General features: G+C 73.3%; 14 protein-coding genes. 3 read left to right on the plus strand and 11 right to left on the minus strand.

Annotated elements, in window-relative coordinates; all coding sequences use genetic code 11:
- Positions 1-23 precede the first annotated feature (23 nt).
- Positions 24-1,898: a CocE/NonD family hydrolase gene (locus DFJ68_RS13500; protein ID WP_121033977.1), complete on the plus strand. Its 1,875-nt coding sequence runs from the start codon at positions 24-26 to the stop codon at positions 1,896-1,898.
- A gap of 87 nt (positions 1,899-1,985) precedes the next feature.
- On the opposite strand, the gene DFJ68_RS13505 is transcribed toward DFJ68_RS13500, so the two are convergent.
- From DFJ68_RS13505 to DFJ68_RS13530, 6 genes are all read right to left on the minus strand, one after another.
- Positions 1,986-2,519 (minus strand): putative immunity protein, encoded by a 534-nt coding sequence (locus DFJ68_RS13505; protein WP_121033979.1) that lies wholly within the window; start codon positions 2,517-2,519, stop codon positions 1,986-1,988.
- A 109-nt stretch (positions 2,520-2,628) separates the two neighbouring features.
- Entirely contained in the window at positions 2,629-3,321 is a 693-nt protein-coding gene (locus DFJ68_RS13510; RefSeq protein ID WP_121033981.1) for a Type 1 glutamine amidotransferase-like domain-containing protein, read from the minus strand.
- 108 nt (positions 3,322-3,429) lie between these two features.
- On the minus strand, positions 3,430-4,401 hold the full coding sequence (locus DFJ68_RS13515) for an ABC transporter permease (RefSeq protein WP_121033984.1): 972 nt from the start codon (positions 4,399-4,401) through the stop codon (positions 3,430-3,432).
- Positions 4,398-7,478, minus strand: coding sequence for an alpha/beta fold hydrolase (locus DFJ68_RS13520; protein WP_211333363.1), 3,081 nt, complete (start codon positions 7,476-7,478; stop codon positions 4,398-4,400). Before DFJ68_RS13520 ends, DFJ68_RS13515 begins: the two co-directional genes overlap by 4 nt.
- Positions 7,479-7,544: 66 nt before the next feature.
- A complete protein-coding gene (locus DFJ68_RS13525) occupies positions 7,545-7,802 on the minus strand; it encodes a hypothetical protein (protein ID WP_121033986.1) in 258 nt (85 codons plus the stop codon).
- A gap of 1 nt (position 7,803) precedes the next feature.
- Positions 7,804-8,208, minus strand: a complete 405-nt coding sequence (locus DFJ68_RS13530) for an ankyrin repeat domain-containing protein (RefSeq protein WP_121033988.1) — start codon at positions 8,206-8,208, stop codon at positions 7,804-7,806.
- Positions 8,209-8,251: 43 nt separating this feature from the next.
- Here DFJ68_RS13530 and tpx point away from each other — a divergent pair, with 43 nt between their 5' ends.
- On the plus strand, positions 8,252-8,746 hold the full coding sequence (gene tpx / locus DFJ68_RS13535) for a thiol peroxidase (RefSeq protein ID WP_121033990.1): 495 nt from the start codon (positions 8,252-8,254) through the stop codon (positions 8,744-8,746).
- A gap of 79 nt (positions 8,747-8,825) precedes the next feature.
- Here tpx and glpK read toward each other — a convergent pair whose 3' ends face one another.
- A complete protein-coding gene (gene glpK / locus DFJ68_RS13540) occupies positions 8,826-10,352 on the minus strand; it encodes a glycerol kinase GlpK (RefSeq protein ID WP_121033992.1) in 1,527 nt (508 codons plus the stop codon).
- Positions 10,353-10,453: 101 nt separating this feature from the next.
- On the opposite strand from glpK, the gene DFJ68_RS13545 reads away from it, so the two are divergent.
- Entirely contained in the window at positions 10,454-12,178 is a 1,725-nt protein-coding gene (locus tag DFJ68_RS13545; protein ID WP_121033994.1) for a glycerol-3-phosphate dehydrogenase/oxidase, read from the plus strand.
- Between the two features lie 87 nt (positions 12,179-12,265).
- On the opposite strand, the gene DFJ68_RS13550 is transcribed toward DFJ68_RS13545, so the two are convergent.
- The 4 genes from DFJ68_RS13550 to DFJ68_RS18525 all read right to left on the minus strand — a co-directional run bounded on the left by DFJ68_RS13550 (position 12,266) and on the right by DFJ68_RS18525 (position 14,695).
- Entirely contained in the window at positions 12,266-12,730 is a 465-nt protein-coding gene (locus DFJ68_RS13550; RefSeq protein WP_121033996.1) for a VOC family protein, read from the minus strand.
- Between the two features lie 113 nt (positions 12,731-12,843).
- The gene (locus DFJ68_RS13555) at positions 12,844-13,713 is read right to left on the minus strand and encodes a DNA-formamidopyrimidine glycosylase family protein (RefSeq protein ID WP_121033998.1); all 870 of its coding nucleotides are present in this window, start codon (positions 13,711-13,713) and stop codon (positions 12,844-12,846) included.
- Positions 13,714-13,815: 102 nt separating this feature from the next.
- Entirely contained in the window at positions 13,816-14,415 is a 600-nt protein-coding gene (locus DFJ68_RS13560) for a GNAT family N-acetyltransferase (RefSeq protein WP_245963650.1), read from the minus strand.
- Positions 14,405-14,695 (minus strand): hypothetical protein, encoded by a 291-nt coding sequence (locus tag DFJ68_RS18525; RefSeq protein WP_211333511.1) that lies wholly within the window; start codon positions 14,693-14,695, stop codon positions 14,405-14,407. The genes DFJ68_RS13560 and DFJ68_RS18525 overlap by 11 nt, the downstream gene beginning before the upstream one ends.
- Between the last annotated feature and the right edge of the window lie 127 nt (positions 14,696-14,822).

A 14,822-nucleotide genomic window follows, 5' to 3' on the forward strand; every position in this document is an offset into this window, starting at 1 on the left:
GTTCGCCCACCCGAGAAGGACTCATGACCCGACCCCGCTCGTTCACGCTGCTGGCCGCCCTGACGCTCACCGGCGTCGCCGCGGCCACCTTCACCGCGCCGCTCACCGCGCAGGCGGCCACCATCCCCACGCCCGGCAACCCCGTCAGCCACGACGAGAACCCCCGCGTCCCCGTCGGCGCGCTCTGGACCGAGGAGTACTTCCCCTCCTCCGACGGCAGCGATGTCGTGCTGCACGCCGACGTGCTGCGCCCGGAGAACCTGCCGGCCGACGCGAAGACGCCGGTCATCCTCTCGGTCGGCCCGTACTTCGCCCACCGGGGGCAGACCGGCGACGACGGCTTCGAGGGCACCGGCCCGTCGGAGCGGTTCGACGACCTCATCGTCGGGGCCGACCTGATGAACCGCGGCTACACCGTCGTCATGGTCGACCTGCGCGGGTTCGGCGGCTCCACCGGCTGCCTCGACTGGGTCGGGCCGGGTGAGCAGGCCGACGTCCGCGCCGCGGTCAACTGGGCGACGAAGCAGGCGTGGTCGACGGGCAAGGTCGGGATGTACGGCAAGTCCTACGACGCCTCGACCGGGCTCGTCGGCACCAACCAGGCGCCGCCCGGGCTCAAGGCCGTCGTGGCCCAGGAGCCGGTGTGGGACATGTACAACTACCTCTTCAGCAACGGCGTGCGCCGGCCGAACTACCTCGGCACCCCGCGGGCGTACAACTCCATCGCCGGCATCCAGGGGATGCCCGACGACTCGGAGCAGTACAAGGCCGCAGCCGCCTACGAGAAGACGCACCCCGAGTGCTACGCGGCCAACCTCACGGACACCCAGGACCCGAACGCGAACTCCGCGTACTGGCGCGCCCGCAACCTCGCCGAGCGGGCCAAGAGCTCGACCGTCCCGCTGTTCGTGACCCAAGGCTTCATCGAGCCGAACACCAAGCCCGAGGACATCGAGAAGCACCTGCAGAACCACCAGGGCACCGAGCGCGGCTGGCTCGGGCAGTGGGAGCACGTGCGCGGCAACGACGTCGACGGCGACGGCACCCTGCTCATGGGCCGTGAGGGCTGGTTCGAGGAGGTCATGCGCTTCTACGACAAGGAGCTCAAGGGCATCAAGCCGGCCGTCAACGACCCGGCCTTCGTCATCGAGGACAACCTCGGCCAGTGGCGGGCGCAGTCGTCGTGGCCCGAGGTGCGCAAGGCGACGACGGTGACCCTGCGCCCCGGCAGCTACGTCGACGACGGCGGCGAGAGCGGCGCGCGTCGCTCGACGCCCGCACCGACCCCCGCGTACGACATGGAGAACGCCCCCGCCCTGCCCCCGGCCTCCGCGGTCTCCGGCTCCGGCGCGTCGGCCACCTCGAGCGCCGCCGCGGACGCGAGCGCCGCCCGCCTGGCCGCCGGCCCCAAGCCGGGGACGACGGCCGACGACGACGGCTACTACTCGTGGTCGAAGCCCGTGGCGAAGGAGACCCGCATCACCGGGACACCGCGGGTCTCGCTGCAGACCCGCGGCACCGGCAACGTGCTCGTGCGCCTGTGGGACGTCGCCCCCGACGGGACCGCGACGATGTTCGACGAGCAGATGTCGCTCGTGTCGGGCGTGAAGACGGCCTTCGACCTCAAGTCCGTCGACTGGACGCTCGCGGCGGGTCACCAGCTCGTCGTCGGGGTCGGCACGAACACGTCGTTCTCGTGGGCCGACACCCCGTCGAACGAGACGATCACCGTCAAGGGCGCCACCCTGGCCCTCGACCTGCAGAACACGAGGTTCGACACGGCCACCCAGGGCGACCGTTCGCCGTACCTCGACGGCTACCTGAGCTACTACACGACGACCCTGCCGGAGACGGCGCCGGGGACCTTCGCGATCAACGTCCCGCAGAGCCGGGGCTGACACGAAGAGACGCTCCTGACGGAGCCCACCGACGGCGGGGCCGGTCACGCATCAGCGTGGCCGGCCCCGTCGTCGTGCTCGTCCCGGTCAGTCGTCGAAGAGGTTCCAGCAGAGGGGACTGCGACGGGCCTGGTCGTCGAGCACGAGGGCGCGCACGGCATCCGGGAGCAGGGCTCGCTGGTGGTCACGCTCGGCGCGTCGGACGTCGTCGACGAGGGGCCTGCCCGCACCCGCGTCCCCGTCTGACACCGCCACGACGGCCTTGATGGCGTAGGCAGCGGCGCCGAGGTCGTGCTCGGCGACGTGGCCGACGCAGGCCGCCTGCCCCGCGGCGTAGGCGGCGAAGCGGGGCGCCCCCGTCAGCGGCCGGGCGGCGCCCATCGCGTGCCCGCCGTCGGCCCTCGCGGCCATCATCGGCAGCTCGCCCCGCGCCCAGGCCCGCGCCGCCTCGACGGCACGCCGCGGCCGGTCGTCGTCGGGAGCCGACCGCTCGAAGAGGGGCAGCACGCGCTCGGCGCAGTCGGCGGCCCAGAGGGCGAGGAGCCGGTGGTCGTCGTCGGTGAGCGAGCCCCCGCGGCGGACGGTGACGAGGCGGGGGTCCCGGACCGGCGGCAGGATCATGCCCCCACCCTGCCGACCCGGGCCCCGCATCTCCACCCGCGCCACGGCCCGCTTCGGGACACCGGGCGGGCGCAACCGTGTCCGCCAGCGGGCCGCGGCCCCATCCGGGTCAGGACGAGACCGGGGACCCGGGGTCGAACCTCACCCACTGCCCGTCGGAGACGACCCGGGTGTCGCCGTCGGCGACGACGACGGCGCTGCGGTCGTCAATCGCGTAGGCCGGGTGGTCGATCGTGGCCGCCCACGCCTGTGCCTCGGCCAAGGAGTTGCCGGGCTCACCGTCGGGGGCGAGGTGGGGGCAGATGCAGAAGTCGACGAGCCCGAGGGTGTGGTCGCCCTCCCCCGCCGGCGGCTGCCACCCGACGAAGTCGTCGCCGATGCGGGGTGTGAGCACCATGCTGCCCGCGCTCAGGCCCATCCAGACGGTGTCGGTCAGCTCGGGCAGCAGGTCGGCCACCCCCGACTCCCGCAGCCAGTGCGCGAGGTAGAGGGCGTCGCCGCCGGACACGAGCAGCGCGTCGGCCGCGCGCAGCGCCGGCTCCCACCGTTCCCGGTCGATGGTGGGCACCGCGGTCAGCTCGAGCAGCCCGACCGACCTCCAGCCCAGCTCGACCATGGGGTTGGGCGAGCGGCCGCTGACGAACTCCCACACCTTCTCGCCGGCCCCCACGCTCGGGTGGCCGTACATCGCGGTCGGGATGCACAGCGCGGTCGACTCCTCGACCGGGCGCCCGAGCAGCTCGACGAGGGCGGCCCGGATGCCGGGGGTGGTGACCCCACCCGAGGTGAGCAGCAGCTTCACGGTGACTCCTGCGGTCGGCGGCGACGGCGATCACGGACGACCGCACCGTACCCCTCGCCCGCTCCGGGGAGCCACGCCCGGGCGGGGCCGAGGTCCGCTGGCGTCGGGTCAGCTGAGGATGTCGGACCGGCGGAAGCGCCGGTAGGCGAGCATGGTGAACAGCACCGCCCAGACGAGCGACCACAGGGTGCCGTGCACCATGTCGGTCCAGTCGGGGGTCACGGCCAGGGCGTCCTGCCAGGCCCGCCCGTAGTGGCCCGGGAAGGCGTTGCGGTACGGGTCGAGGGCGTCGAGCTGGTCGAGCACGTTCGCGAGGATGGAGACGAGCACGGCGCCGCCGACGGCCGCGAGCGGCGCGTCGGAGCGGGTGCCGAGCCAGAAGGCGATGGCGGCGATCGGCAGCAGGGTGACGAAGATGTATCCCATCGCGAGCGCGAGGCGCGGCAGGAACTGCCCCCACGTGAGGTTCTCGCCGATGGGGTTGGTCAGGGGGTCCCACCCGTACGCGATGCCGCCGACGAGCAGCCCCCACGCCGGGAGAAGGAACGTCGCGAGGAGGGTCGAGGTGACGCCCACGACGAGCTTGCTCGTGAGCAGCCTCGCCCGTTGTACCGGTGCGATGAGCAGGTAGCGCAGCGACGACCACGACGCCTCCGACGGCACGGCGTCACCGCAGAACAGGGCGGCGAGCAGCACGAGCAGCAGCTCGGAGGCGAGGAAGACGAGCACGAGGGTGAAGTTCGCGGCGCCGTCCTGGGCGAGGTCGAAGATGCGAGTCGTCGTGCCGCCGCGCCCGTTGTCGTTCCGCTCGCCGAAGAAGAACGACGCGACGAGCACGAGCGGCAGGGCGAGCAGCAGCCCGAAGGCCCAGATCGTGCGGCGTCGCCCCCACTGCCGCCGCACCTCCGCGCGCCACGAGAGCGGGTCGCGCTGCTGCCTGACGTCGGTGTCGCGGGGGGCGGATGCCGTGTCGATCGCCTCGAGCAGCGCCTCACCGGGTGCCGCGTCGGGCCCGGCGACGGCGCCGCGGGTGCCGTTGGTGCCGGTCGGGCCGGTGGTGGTCGTGCGGTCGTCGCTCATCGTGCCCTCACCTGTCGCAGGCGCTCGACGAGCGACTCCCCGCTGCCGTCGTCGTCCGTGCCGTCCCCGGCGCCGGACGCCGAGCTGATGACCCCGAGGAAGACCTCCTCCAGGTGGCGCCGGCTGCTGACGCCGATGACGGGCAGGCCGGCCGCGACCGCCGCGCGCACCACGTCGGCGCGGGCCACGTCGGCCACGACGACGAGGCGGCTGGGCGTGTCGGTGCGCACGTCGGTGATGCCGTCGGTGCCGGCCAGCACGCGCACCCCCTCGCGCACCGTCGTCGGGTCGAGCTGCTCGGGGAGGTCGAGCACCGTCGTGTCGTCGCTGTCGACGAGGTCGGCGACCTGACCCTGGGTGACGACCCTGCCGGCGTGCATGACGACGACGTGGGTGCACGTCATCTCGACCTCGGCCAGCAGGTGGCTCGAGACGACGACGGTGCGCCCCGACTCGGCGTAGCGCCGCAGGATCGGTCGCATGGCCGCGATCTGCGGCGGGTCGAGCCCGTTGGTCGGCTCGTCGAGGATGAGCAGCTCGGGCAGGCCGAGCATGGCCTGGGCGATGCCGAGCCGCTGGCGCATGCCCTGGCTGTACGACTTCACCGGCCGGTCGACGGCGCCGCCGAGGGCTGCGACGTCGAGCGCCTCGTCGAAGTGGGCGTCCTCGGGCGCGCGGCCGGTCGCGGCCCAGTAGGCCTCGAGGTTGGCCTTGCCGGTGAGGTGCGGCAGGAAGCCGGGCCCCTCGATGAGCGCCCCGACCCGGGCCAGCACCGGCGAGCCGGCCGTGACCGGCTGCCCGAGCACGTGCACCGAGCCGGAGTCGGACCCGATGAGGCCCATGACCATGCGCATCGTCGTCGTCTTGCCGGCGCCGTTCGGGCCGAGCAGCCCGACGACCTGGCCCTTCTCGGCCCGCCACGTGACGTCGTCGACCGCTCGGTGGCCGTCGGCGTAGGTCTTGACGAGCCCCTCGACGACGAGCGGCACGTCGGCGAGGTCGGGACGCGCGGGTTCGAGGCGGCGACGACGGCGCCGCAGCAGCCACCCGCCCAGCGCGACGAGCAGCAGCGCGCCGAGGGCGGAGGCGGCGATGGTCGTCTCCGTGTCGACACCGGCGACCCCGACCGACGAGCCCACGCTGGTACCGCGGGCGACCGGGAGGGTGAGCCCACCGGCATCCGACAGCAGGATCTGGCTCGGCTCACGCGAGTTCGAGAAGGTCGACTCGGTGCTCGTCAGCAGCACCCGCCACCGCGTGCCCGCGGGCAGGTCGTAGGTGGCGCCGGGAAGCGAGAGCAGCACGGGCGTCGGCCGGCCGGGCGTCACGGTGACGCGCAACGGGGCGACGAGCGGCTCGGTGAGGGTGACGCCGCCGCCGGTGACGGTCCACACGGAGGCGAAGAGCGTGACGTCGGGGGTGTCGGACGTCACGGTGAGCCGCATGGTCGGCGAGCCCACGACGGTGGCCGCCTCGGCCAGCGGCTCGGTGTCGAGCGCGGCGGACTGGCCCGGCAGCGCAGCGATCTGGTAGGTCGACAGGCTGATGCCCAGGGCGGCGAGGCCGGGCACCGCGATGAGGGATGCCGGTTGGCCGCCGGGCGGGTGCACCAGCGCCCCGCGGTCGGTCGCGAACGCGAGCTCACGGGTGTCGAGGGCGGCGCCGAGGCCGGGGTAGGACGGGAGCGTGTGCAGGGTCGAGGGCTGTCCGGGCCGCGAGGCGGGGAGTGGGTAGGTGAACGCGGCGCCGGGGAGGGGCGCGTCACGCGGCGCCTTGTCGCGCACCCAGTGGTCGAGCCAGGCGTAGGAGGCCTCGGTCTCCTCCGCCTCGTGGGTGCTGGGGGCGTCGTGGCCGCCGTCGCTCCAGCGCACCGCGTAGGGCGTGCCGCTCGCCTTCAGGGCCCGGGCCGTGGCGTCGGCCTGGTCGAGCCCGAAGAGGGAGTCGCCGATGCCCTGCACGAGCATGGTCGGCGCCGTCACCTGCGACATGGTCGGGGCCGGGCTGTGTCGCTTCAGCACCGAGACGATCTCGTCGCCGGCCTCGCCGGACTCCGACGTCTGCAGGAACAGCCGGCAGACGGTCGGGTCGAAGCGACCGCACGAGTCGGCCTGTGCCGCAGCGGCGCTCGAGCGTGCCGTGGTGGGGGCCGTCGAGGGGGTGGTCGAGGGGGTGGTCGAGGGGGTGGCCGAGGGCGCAGCCGAGCCGGACGGCGCCGGGGTGACGTCGGGGGCCGTCGCCCCACCGCCCGCGTCGGCGCCGGACCCGCTCGTCGTGGCCCCGCCGACACCTCCGGCCGCGCCACCCCCGCGGGCGGACAGGAAGAACGTCGTGGCCCACACCTGCTTGAACGGCCCCGGTGTCGCGACGGCCGGGCGTCCGGCCGCCGTGGTCGGGGTGGAGGCGAGCGCCGACTGGGGGAAGAACGCGGTCGACAGGTCGTTCCACGTGATGGCGCTGACGACGGCGTCGACCCGCTTGTCGGCACCGGCCAGCATGAGGCCGAGGGCGCCGCCGTACGAGCCCCCCATGACTCCCGCCCGCGGGTCGCCCGAGCCGTCGAGCTCGACGTCGCTGCGGGCAGCAGCGAGGTCGAGCAGCGAACGCGCGTCGGCGACCTCGTAGTCGGGGGCGTCGAGGTGGATGAGGCCGCCCGACGCGCCGTGCCCGCGGGCGCTCCACGTCACGACGACGTAGCCCCGCTGCTGCAGCTGCTGAGCCTGGCCGGCGACGGACGCCTTCGAGCCGCCGAAGCCGTGGGCGAGCAGCACCGCCGGGTGCCGCGCGCCGTCGGACTGGCCGTACACGGAGACGTCGAGGGTGACGGCCGTGCCGTCGGCCTCGGCCCGCACCGGGACGCGCTGCACCTGGGGCGCGGGCAGGTCGGCCGCGACCGCCGACACACGGGCTGGGGCGCCGACCGCGCTCACGGGGGCCGCCCCGGCCACCCCGGTCAGCCCGCCGACGCCCACCCCGAGAGGGGCGACGAGGGTGACGAGGCCCGCGAGAAGGGTCGACCGGGCCGTCGCACGACGGGCCGGCCGACGCGTCGAGGTCCCGCGAGGGGTCCGGCCCGGCATGCGCCCATCACATCACGAGATCCCGACACTCGTGAGCGGCCGCCCGGCGACGGCTGACCGTGGCCGTCACTCGCTGTCGGCACCGCGCTCGAGCAGGTAGGCGACGAACAGGCAGACGACGAGCACCATCGCGGGCGGCAGGAGCCGGGCCGCCCCCTCGAGCTGCAGCCAGCGGTAGGGCGCCTGGGTGAAGTCGAGGATGGCGCTCTGGAAGAGGTAGCTGACGATGGCGAGCCCGCCGTAGACGAGACCGACGACGCCGATGAGGTTGATGGCGAACCGGCGGGCGGCGCCGCCCGCCGGCTTCTGCTCGGGGCGGGCCACGTCAGGCTCCCTCGGACTCGATGAGGTGGGTGCTGCCGAACATCGCCGCGGTGGCGCGGGCCGACGGCGAGCCGGCGTCGAGGTCGGCCCCGGCGTCGACGAGCAGTCTCACGATCTCCTCCTCGCCCTTGAACAGGGCTCCGGCGACGGGCGACTGGTCGCGGTCGTTGCGCCGGTCGACGTCGGCACCGCGATCGAGCAGCGCCCGGACCGTCTCGGCGTGACCGTGGTACGCCGCCAGCATGAGCGCGGTGTTGCCGCCGTGGTCCCGCGTGTCGACGGGGAACCGGTGGTCGAGGAAGTCGAGCAGCTCGGCCGTGAGCCCCTCGCGGGCGAGGTCCATCGCGGTGACGATGATGCGCTCCTCCTGCTCCGGCGTGAAGGGTGAACCGGCGGCCTCGCTCATGCCCCCACGATAGGGGTGGCCCGGCAGGTGCTAGAACCGTGCCATGGCCATCACGCATCTTGGAGAGACCGAGGTCCACACCGTCGGCGAGCTGCCCGCCGTGGGCACGACCGCCCCTGACTTCACCCTGACGGGAGCGGACCTCGGCGACGACGTCAGCCGGCCGACCGGCATCCGCACCGTGCTCAACATCTTCCCGAGCGTCGACACGGGCGTGTGCTCTGCGAGCGTGCGGCGCTTCAACGAGATCGCCGCGGGCCTCGACGACGCCACCGTCGTCTGCGTCTCGAACGATCTGCCCTTCGCCATGGCGCGCTTCTGCGGCGCCGAGGGCATCGAGAACGTCACCGTCGCGTCGGCGTTCCGGTGCGACTTCGGCGACGACTACGGCGTCACCCTCGCCGACGGCGGCTTCCGCGGGCTGCTCGCCCGGGCGGTCGTCGTGCTCGACCGCGACGGCAGCGTGCTGCACACCGAGCTCGTCCCCAGCATCGGTCAGGAGCCCGACTACGATGCCGCGGTGGCCTCGCTCGGCTGAGCCCGGCTGAGCCCGGCTGAGCCCGCCTGAGCCCGGTCGGGTTTGTCTACGCCGCAACGTCGTCCAGGCCGGATGCCGGTCAGCGCGTGTCGTCGTCGACCCAGTCGAGCGTGCGCTCCACCGCCTTCTTCCAGGTGCGGTAGAGACGTTCGCGCTCGGCGGGGTCGAGCGACGGCGACCACCGGCGGTCCTCGGCCCAGTTGTCGCGGATCTCGTCGGTGGAGGCCCAGTAGCCGACGGCGAGACCGGCCGCGTAGGCCGCGCCGAGGGCGGTCGTCTCGCTGATGCGCGGGCGCACGACGTCGACCCCGAGCAGGTCGGCCTGGAACTGCATGAGGGTCTCGTTGACGACCATCCCGCCGTCGACCTTGAGCTCGGTGAGGCGCACGCCCGAGTCGGCCTCCATCGCGTCGAGCACCTCACGGGTCTGGAAGGCCGTGGCCTCCAACGCCGCTCGCGCGATGTGGCCCTTGTTGACGAAGCGCGTGAGGCCGACGAGCGCCCCGCGGGCGTCGGAGCGCCAGTGCGGCGCGAAGAGGCCCGAGAAGGCGGGGACGAAGTAGGCGCCGCCGTTGTCCTCGACGGTGGCGGCCAGCCGCTCGACCTCGGCGGCGGAGTCGATGAGCCCGAGGTTGTCGCGCAGCCACTGCACGAGCGAGCCCGTGACGGCGATCGAGCCTTCGAGGGCGTACACCGGCGGCTGCTCGCCGAGCCGGTAGCAGAGCGTCGTCAGCAGCCCGTGCCGGCTCTCGATGATCTCGTCACCGGTGTTGAGCAGCATGAAGTTGCCGGTGCCGTAGGTGTTCTTGGCGCTACCGACGTCGAGGCACGCCTGACCGAACGTCGCGGCGTGCTGGTCGCCGAGGATGCCGGCCACCGGCACCCCGATGAGGATGCCGGGGTGGCAGACGCCGTACTCCTCCGACGACGAGCGGATCTCCGGCAGCATCGACCGGGGCACGCCCATCGCCTCGACGACGTCGTCGGCCCAGTCGAGGGTGCGGATGTCCATCATGAGCGTGCGGGAGGCGTTGGTGACGTCGGTGACATGCACCCCGTCGTGCTCGGCACCGCCGGTGAGGTTCCACAGCAGCCACGTGTCGACGGTCCCGAAGAGCAGCTCACCGGCATCCGCCCGTTCGCGTGCCCCCTCGACGTGGTCGAGGATCCAGCGGACCTTGGGGCCGGCGAAGTACGTCGCGAGGGGCAGGCCCGTACGGGCCTTGAACCGCTCGGGGCCCTCGTCGCCGGCGAGCTCGTCGCACAGGGCCTGCGTGCGGGTGTCCTGCCAGACGATCGCGTGGTGCACCGGCTCGCCCGTCGAGCGGTCCCACACGACGGTCGTCTCGCGCTGGTTGGTGATGCCGACCGCCACGATGGAGGTGGCGTTGAGGTTGGCCGCGGCGAGGGCGCCGCCGACGACGGCCCGGGTGTTGGCCCAGATCTCCGTCGCGTCGTGCTCGACCCAGCCGGCTCGCGGCAGGATCTGCCGGTGCTCGCGCTGGTCGACGGCGACCACGCGCCCGCTGCGGTCGAAGACCATCGCCCGGGTGCTCGTCGTGCCCTGGTCGATGGCGAGGACGTGGCTGGCCTGCTCGCTCGTCATGCCCAGACCGTAGCGCCCGTCGCCCGCGCACGACCTGCTCCTACAGTGGTGGTGTCAGTGGGGGTGTCGCCCCACACGAGCACGACCAGGAGGGACCGCAGATGACCAGTGCGGTGCGGCTCGACGCCGAGTACCGGAGCCGAGCCTGGAAGCGGTTGGCCGAGAAGAAGTTCGACGTCCTCGTCGTCGGTGGCGGGGTGACCGGCGCCGGTGTCGCGCTCGACGCCGCCACGCGCGGGCTGTCGACCGCTCTCGTCGAGCAGCGCGACTTCGGCTCCGGCACCTCGTCCCGCTCGTCGAAGCTGTTCCACGGCGGCCTGCGCTACCTCGAGCAGATGAACTTCGACCTCGTCCGCGAGGCGCTCAAGGAGCGCGAGCTCATGCTGACGCGCATCGCCCCGCACCTCGTCAAGCCGGTGCCGTTCCTCTACCCGCTGACCGGGCGTGGGTGGGAGCGCCCCTACGTCACAGCGGGACTCACGCTCTACGACACGATGGGCGGCGCCCGCTCGACGCCCCGGCACAAGCAGCTGACCCGCACCGGGGCACTGCGCATCGCGCCGTCACTGCGCCGTGACGCCCTCACCGGGGCCCTGCTCTACTACGACGCGCAGGCCGACGACGCCCGCCACACCCTCACCACCGTGCGCACCGCGGCCGCCTACGGCGCCTGGGTGCTCGCCTCGGCACGGGTCGTCGACCTGATCCGGGCGGGTGAGCGCATCGTCGGGGCGGTCGTCGAGGACGTCGAGACGGGCGAACGGGTGCAGGTGCAGGCGTCGGTGGTCGTCAACTGCACGGGCGTCTGGACCGACGACATCCAGACGATGGCGGGCGGGCGCGGCCGCTTCCACGTGCGAGCGAGCAAGGGCGTGCACATCGTCGTGGGCCGCGACCGCATCAACAGCGAGACCGGGCTGATCCTGCGCACCGAGACCTCCGTGCTCTTCGTCATCCCGTGGGGCACGCACTGGATCATCGGCACCACCGACACCGACTGGGAACTCGACCGCAGCCACCCCTCGGCCACACGCGCGGACATCGACTACCTCCTCGAGCACGTCAACGCCGTGCTCAACGTGCCGTTGACGCACGACGACATCCAGGGCGTCTACGCGGGGTTGCGGCCGCTGCTGTCGGGCGAGAGCGAGGACACGAGCCAGCTCTCGCGCGAGCACGCCGTGGCGCGACCCCAGCCGGGCCTCGTCTCGATCGCCGGGGGCAAGTACACGACCTACCGGGTCATGGCCGCGGATGCCGTGGACGCCGCCCGCGCGGATGTGGGGGGTGACGTCGGCGAGAGCGTCACCGAGCACATCCCCCTCTCGGGGGCCGAGGGCTACGTCGCGCTCGTCAACCAGATCGACCGGCTCGCCCGCCACCAGGACCTCCCGGTCTGGAGGATCACCCACCTGCTCGACCGCTACGGCTCGCTCGTGCACGAGCTGTTCGCCCTCTCCGAGGACGACCGGAGCCTGTACGATCCGCTCCCCGGTGCCGAGGAGTACCTCACCGTCGAAGCGCTCTACGCCGTGACCCACGAGGGCGCCCTGCACCTCGACGACGTGCTGGCCCGCCGCACCCGCATCTCGATCGAGACGCCCGACCGCGGCGTGCAGTGCGCCGAGGCCGTGGCCCGGGTCGTCGGGCCCGTGCTCGGGTGGGACGACGCGCGGCAGCTCGAGGAGGTCGAGCGCTACCGGGCCCGGGTCGAGGCCGAGCGGGAGTCGCAGAAGGAGCTCGCCGACTCCGAGGCGAACGCCGAGCGGCTCAGCGCCCCCGACATCCGCCGAATCCCGGTCAGCCGGGCCCCGCACGAGCCCTGAGGTCGCTCGGCTGCCCGCCGACCGGCATCCGGTCGAGGGGGTCGTCGGCGCCACCCCCGAGGCGGCGCCGACGACCCCCTCGGCTCCCTACGGGGTCCCGGCGGCCTCGGCGCCGTCGGCGCTGTCGGAGCCGTCCGGCGGCTGCGACCCCGCGATGTTGACGAGCCAGCCGACGCCGAACCGGTCGGTGACCATGCCGAACTCGTCGCCCCACATCTGCCTCTCGAGGGGGACGGTCACGGTGCCGCCGTCGGCCAGCTTCTCGAAGTAGCCGCGCAGCTCGTCGGCGTCGTCACCGCTGAGGCTGATGCTCATCGACGAGCCCTCGTCGAGCGGCATGCCGGGCGGGGCGTCGGAGGCCATGAGGGTGTAGCCGGCCGGCGTCTCGAGCTGGGCGTGCATGACGCCGTCGGCGGACGCCCCCTCCGGTGGCGTGCCGAACTCGCCGAAGGTGCTGATGCTCAGCTCGCCGCCGAGGATGCCGCGGTAGAACTCCATGGCCGCGCGGGCGGAGTCGGTGAAGTTGAGGTACGGGTTCAGCGTGGACGGCATGCGGTGCCCTCCTTCGTCGGTCGGATGCCCAGCAGCGTAGGGGCGTCGCGGGCGCGGCGGAACAGGTCTGACGCAGGAAGTTCACACCGACCACATGGCGGTCGCCGGACGGGTCAGAGGGCGCGGGGCGAGCGCTTCGAGCTGCCCTCCGACCCGAGCGGACGCTGGGTGCGGCCGTCGTCGGTGGGGCCGAGGCCGCCCTGGCAGCGGGGGCAGTAGAACATCGTGCGGGTGCGCGGCTCCTGGCCGATCGGGGCGACGCGCACGGTGGTGCCGCAGCGACGGCACGGGCGGCCGCTGCGGGCGTGGACGTAGTGCGCCTCGTCGAGCCGGTAGCTGCCGGTGCTCGTCTGCACGGCGTTGTTCTTGCCGTTGTCGATGAGCCGGTGGGCCCGGGCGACGATGCGCTGCAGCCGTTCTCGGCCCAGCTCGGTCGTCGGGGTCCACGGCGGGACACGCTCGAGGAAGAGCGTCTCGGCGCACCACATCGTGCCGACGCCCGCGAGGTTGCGCTGGTCGAGCAGGGCCTCGCCGACGGGGAGGTCGGCGCGCAGCAGGTTGTCGATGGCGGCCTCCGCGTCCCAGTCCGGCCCGAGGACGTCGGGACCGAGGTGGCCGACCAGGTCACCCTCGCGGTCGGTCGGGACGAGGTCGAGCATGCCGAGGCGCATGCCCAGCGCGGTCCAGTCGGTGGCCGAGACGAGCGCGCGCAGGTTCGGGTTGCGCCGCCACCGGGGCGCGAGCGACGGGGTGGCCTCGATGCGCCACTGGCCCTCCATGCGCAGGTGGGAGTGCAGGGTCAGGCCGCCCTCGATGCGGTGCAGCACGTGCTTGCCGCGGCTGACGACCTCGATGGTCGTGCGGTCGGTGAGGTCGGCGGTGGCGATGTCGGGCCAGCGCAGGTCGCTGGCGACGATGAGCTTGCCGGCGAGCGCCTGGTGCAGTCGGGTGGCGGTTCGCCACACGGTGTCGCCCTCGGGCACGTCGCCCCCTCTCGTCTCGGTCGAGGTCGACGTACCCCCTCCCCGTCGAGAGGCCACTTCCCGACACCCCCACACCGTCGAGAGGCCACTTCCCGTCGCTGCTCAGAAGTCGATGCGCACCACGACACGGCGGACGCTCGGCCGCAGCACCTCACGGAACCCGGCCGACAGGTAGCTGCCGAGCAGACCGGGGTGCAGCTCCTCGAGGAGCGCGTCGGTGCTCGTCATGGGGTACCCCTCGAGCGCCCGCGCCCCTCGGTCCCGGGCGAAGTCGACCGCAGCGGCGACGAGCGCGGTGGAGACACCCTCACGGCGGAAGCCCCGCCGGACGAAGGCGCAGGTGACGGCCCAGACGCCGTCGTCGAGACGGTCCTCGTCACGGCCGACCCAGACGGCGCGGCTGCTGTTGCGGACGAGGCCGCCGTACGCCGGGCGGGGCTCCACCGCGCACCACCCGACCGGAGAGCCGTCGAGATGGGCGACGAGCCCGCTCGTCTCCGGTGCGTCGGGGTCACCGCATGCCGTCTGCTGACGCAACCGGTGCACCCGCTCCTCACGCGGCATCCGGCCGAACGACTCCCCCCGGGCCAGCTTGAAGCGCTGGCACTGGCAGCGGTGCGCGGGACCACGCTCGCCGAAGACCTCCTGCAGATCGTCGAAGGGGACTTCGTTGGCAGGCCGGATGCGCAGGTCAGCCGCCACGTGCACCACCCCCGCCCGGGTGCCCGTCCGGGTCAGCCGCGCTGGACGACAGCATGACCGCGACCAGGGCGCCGAGCCGGCCGGCGACATCGACGGCGGCCCGGCCGACGAGCCCGTGAGCCTCCATCGCGTCGTCGGGCCGGCCTGTCTCGGCGAGGGTTTCGCCTAGAGTCCTGCCCTCGAGCAGGACGGCCTCGAGCGTCCCGTCGTCGTCTATGTGCACCCACAGGTCGACGCACCCGAAGGGCGCCTTCTGGTGCTCGTCGTACGACTGGGGCAACCCCGGATGGTTCGCCAGGACCGCGGGGAACGCCGCACACCAGACGATCCCGCCGCCCGAGGGTGCGTCCGGCGAACCGTCCGTGGGGTCCGGCGGTCCGGTGTTCTCCTCTACCGGCGGTCGTCGC

This window comes from Terracoccus luteus (assembly GCF_003635045.1).
In the GTDB taxonomy this organism is placed as follows: domain Bacteria; phylum Actinomycetota; class Actinomycetes; order Actinomycetales; family Dermatophilaceae; genus Terracoccus; species Terracoccus luteus.

Coding starts and splice junctions, on each gene's coding strand:
- DFJ68_RS13505 (WP_121033979.1), bottom strand. CDS start 2,519: ATGATCCTGCCGCCGGTCCGGGACCCCCGCCTCGTCACCGTCCGCCGC.
- tpx (WP_121033990.1), top strand. CDS start 8,252: ATGGCCATCACGCATCTTGGAGAGACCGAGGTCCACACCGTCGGCGAG.
- glpK (WP_121033992.1), bottom strand. CDS start 10,352: ATGACGAGCGAGCAGGCCAGCCACGTCCTCGCCATCGACCAGGGCACG.
- DFJ68_RS13545 (WP_121033994.1), top strand. CDS start 10,454: ATGACCAGTGCGGTGCGGCTCGACGCCGAGTACCGGAGCCGAGCCTGG.
- DFJ68_RS13520 (WP_211333363.1), bottom strand. CDS start 7,478: ATGCCGGGCCGGACCCCTCGCGGGACCTCGACGCGTCGGCCGGCCCGT.
- DFJ68_RS13530 (WP_121033988.1), bottom strand. CDS start 8,208: ATGAGCGAGGCCGCCGGTTCACCCTTCACGCCGGAGCAGGAGGAGCGC.
- DFJ68_RS13500 (WP_121033977.1), top strand. CDS start 24: ATGACCCGACCCCGCTCGTTCACGCTGCTGGCCGCCCTGACGCTCACC.
- DFJ68_RS13550 (WP_121033996.1), bottom strand. CDS start 12,730: ATGCCGTCCACGCTGAACCCGTACCTCAACTTCACCGACTCCGCCCGC.
- DFJ68_RS13515 (WP_121033984.1), bottom strand. CDS start 4,401: ATGAGCGACGACCGCACGACCACCACCGGCCCGACCGGCACCAACGGC.